The following is a 3,002-nucleotide window of genomic DNA, read 5'->3' as shown; positions in this document are numbered from 1 at the left end:
ACCCAGGCGCAGCGCCGGGATGCCGTGGCCACGTCTGCCGCCGGCTACAAACCGAGTGGGCGCGCTCGTCGCTCGACGACCCCAACCTAAAACGCGCTGTACGCACGATAGAAACCCATCTCGCCCGCCTGCAGGTGCTGATCCTTGGCCGTTTTACTAACGGACCTGTCACCCAGAAGAACGGACGGCACTGGCACATAATTAGTCGCCGAGGATGAACGAGACGTCGGTCACACCTTACGCGCAGACACACAATTAGTTCGTTTTCTCATTTGACAATAATTATCATTCGTCATAATTTGTTGCCCGATGTGTAGGAGGCCTCAGCAAGGACGCCCTCCCCTAACCTCTTTGCGACAAGGTGATTTCCATGACGGAACAAGTATCCACAGGCAGGTGCGACTCACCGCTTCTCCAGGCATTCGTCGATAATCGGCTGATTCTGGTGAAGATCGCGGCACGCATTACCGGGTGCCGCTCCCGGGCCGAAGACGTCGTGCAGGACGCCTACTTCCGGCTGCAAGCGGCGCCGACGATCACCTCATCGTTCAAGGCCCAATTGAGTTATCTGTTCCAGATCGTGCGCAACCTGGCGATCGATCACTATCGCAAACAGGCCCTGGAGCTCAAATATTCGGGGACAGAAGAGGAAGGCTTGAATGTGGTTATTCACGGCGCGTCACCGGAAGCCTCGCACATCAATTTCAACACCCTGGAGAACATCGCCGACGCCCTGACGGAACTGCCCCAGCGCACCCGCTATGCGTTCGAGATGTACCGCCTGCACGGCGTGCCGCAAAAGGACATCGCCAAGGAACTTGGCGTCTCGCCGACCCTGGTCAACTTCATGATTCGCGATGCGCTAGTGCATTGCCGCAAGGTGTCGGGCAGTCACAGCGATACGTTTGCGCGGCGGATCTGAAGCGCGCCCTCGCCCATTTTGATCGTCTGCAACCTCAGGGCACTGCCGTCACATCGATGCGGTAGGGCTCGAATATCTTCAGCAGCTCGCCGTCATCGCGCAAACGTTTGAGTAATTCGGCAAACGCCGGCCCGCTGATCGGCGCCTTGGGCCGTAGCAAGGCGTAATGGTGGTACACCTGGTCGACGCGCTGCGAGATCAGGAACTGTGCAGCCATATCGGCGTTGCGCACCAGAAAATCACTCAGGTACGAGCGGGTCACCAGGGCGATATCGGCGCGGCCGCGAGCGACCATCAGCAGGTTGCTGTCATGGGAATAGGTCAACGTCGCCTTGAAGTGCTCGGCCATGAACTTGGGGTCGGCATTGAAGTTGGCGAAGGCGTAGTGATAACCGCTGAAGACCGCCAGGCGTTTGCCGCCAAGGCTGGCGAAATAGTTCTGGTCGCGATCGGGCTCACGCTGGGCGACGAATATTTCGGCATCTTCCAGGCCCATGTCGACCGTGGTGTGGGGAATTTTCTGCCAGCCCCAGTCGGGGTTTTCGAAAATCGCCACGTCGACCCGGCCCTGCTCAAAATCGCGAAAGCGCCGCGGGATCGAGGTCGGCACCAGCACAAACTGATAGTCGGTTTGCGAGGCGTTCAGGGCTTCGACCAACTGCGGCAGCAATCCGGTGTCGGCGCCCTGCTCGGGGCGCACGGTGTAGGGCGGAAAATGCGCAGCGCCGATCCTCACCAATTGCGCAGCCGAAGCCGGCATCCACGCCACCGTGCCCAGTGCCCATAAAGTAAGTCCTGCAGCCAATCGCAATGGCGAAAACATTAAGGCACACACCGTTTAACATGCTGATGGCAGTAAGCTAGGCGTTTTCGCCTGTCGAGACAACTTTCCACCGCCAAATTAACAGCCTGCGCCTCAATCAGCCTTCAAAACCATCAACAACGCCTCTTCGGCCAACTGTTCCAGGGTCAGGCTGCCCTCGGCGCGGAACCAGGTGGTGGTCCAGGACAAGGCGCCGGTGAGGAAGCGCCGGGTGATAAACACGTCCCCCTTGATGTAGCCGGCGGCCTTGGCCTCGCCCAGCACCTGCAGCCAGATCGTCTCATACACATCACGCAAGGCGAGCACCTGGGCCTGGCCTTCGGCCGACAGCGAACGCCACTCGTACACCAGCACCGCCATGGCTTCGCCGCTGCCGCCCATGATCGACTGCAATTCGCAGCGAATCAGCGCCAGCACCCGTTCGCGCACGGTGTTCGCTTCCTCCAGCGAAGCACGCATCAGCGCGGTGTTGTAGTGGATGGTTTCTTCCATGACCGCACGCAGGATCTCGTCCTTGCTCTTGAAGTGATGAAAGATGCTGCCGGACTGGATGCCTACGGCGCCAGCCAGGTCGCGCACGGTGGTACGTTCGAAGCCCTTGTGGCGAAACAGGTGAGCCGCAGTTTGCAGCAACTTGCCCCGGGCACTCTCGGGGTCGGTCAATTGGCCGCCGTCGACCATGGTGCGCATCACCCGCAGGGCTTTTTGCTCATCCATGCTGCTCTCCTCTACTTCTACTGACGTCTTGGGCGGCAATTTAGGCCGTGACTGCCAGCCAAGCAAGCGCTTGGCCGAAAACTGTGTCTGGAGTTTACAAACCAAGCGCTTGCTTGGTAGTCTCGTCGCCAGCCATTCGAGGAAGGATTTCTCATGAGCAAGACGGTTCGTATCGGCTGCGCCAGCGCCTTCTGGGGCGACACCTGCACCGCCGCCGCCCAGTTGGTACACGGCGGTAAGCTGGATTACCTGGTATTCGACTACCTGGCGGAAGTCACGATGTCGATCCTCGCCGGCGCGCGGATGAAAGATCCTCAGGCTGGCTACGCCACGGACTTTGTCGACGTGCTGACACCGCTGCTGGCCGAGATCCAGCGCCAGGGTATCCGCGTGATCAGCAACGCTGGGGGCATCCACCCCCAGGCTTGCGCTGCCGCCCTGCAAGCGGCCTGCGATGCGGCGCAACTGCCGCTGAAAATCGCCGTGCTGCTGGGCGATGACCTGCACCCCCAACTCAAACCCCTGCGCGGCACCGTCGCC

Annotated in this window: 4 protein-coding genes; 2 read left to right on the top strand and 2 right to left on the bottom strand. The window is 60.2% G+C overall.

The annotated features are described in order from the left end of the window. Positions 1-370 precede the first annotated feature (370 nt). Positions 371-922 carry an RNA polymerase factor sigma-70 gene (locus tag L9Z73_RS28325; RefSeq protein ID WP_247408077.1) on the top strand — a complete coding sequence of 184 codons (552 nt, stop codon included), beginning with the start codon at positions 371-373 and terminating at the stop codon, positions 920-922. Between the two features lie 34 nt (positions 923-956). Here L9Z73_RS28325 and L9Z73_RS28320 read toward each other — a convergent pair whose 3' ends face one another. Both L9Z73_RS28320 and L9Z73_RS28315 read right to left on the bottom strand, forming a co-directional pair. Then, positions 957-1,745, bottom strand: coding sequence for a substrate-binding periplasmic protein (locus L9Z73_RS28320; RefSeq protein ID WP_247408075.1), 789 nt, complete (start codon positions 1,743-1,745; stop codon positions 957-959). A gap of 93 nt (positions 1,746-1,838) precedes the next feature. Next, positions 1,839-2,462, bottom strand: coding sequence for a TetR/AcrR family transcriptional regulator (locus L9Z73_RS28315; RefSeq protein ID WP_247408073.1), 624 nt, complete (start codon positions 2,460-2,462; stop codon positions 1,839-1,841). A 153-nt stretch (positions 2,463-2,615) separates the two neighbouring features. On the opposite strand from L9Z73_RS28315, the gene L9Z73_RS28310 reads away from it, so the two are divergent. Further along, positions 2,616-3,002: acyclic terpene utilization AtuA family protein (locus L9Z73_RS28310; protein ID WP_247408071.1), on the top strand; the 387-nt coding region annotated here is incomplete at its 3' end.

Source organism: Pseudomonas emilianonis (genome assembly GCF_023072625.1).
Lineage (GTDB): Bacteria > Pseudomonadota > Gammaproteobacteria > Pseudomonadales > Pseudomonadaceae > Aquipseudomonas > Aquipseudomonas paraveronii.
This window is presented reverse-complemented; position numbering and strand designations above follow the sequence as displayed.

Excerpts from the sequence above, each read along its gene's own strand:
- L9Z73_RS28320 (WP_247408075.1), bottom strand. The coding sequence starts at position 1,745 with ATGTTTTCGCCATTGCGATTGGCTGCAGGACTTACTTTATGGGCACTG.
- L9Z73_RS28315 (WP_247408073.1), bottom strand. The coding sequence starts at position 2,462 with ATGGATGAGCAAAAAGCCCTGCGGGTGATGCGCACCATGGTCGACGGC.
- L9Z73_RS28325 (WP_247408077.1), top strand. The coding sequence starts at position 371 with ATGACGGAACAAGTATCCACAGGCAGGTGCGACTCACCGCTTCTCCAG.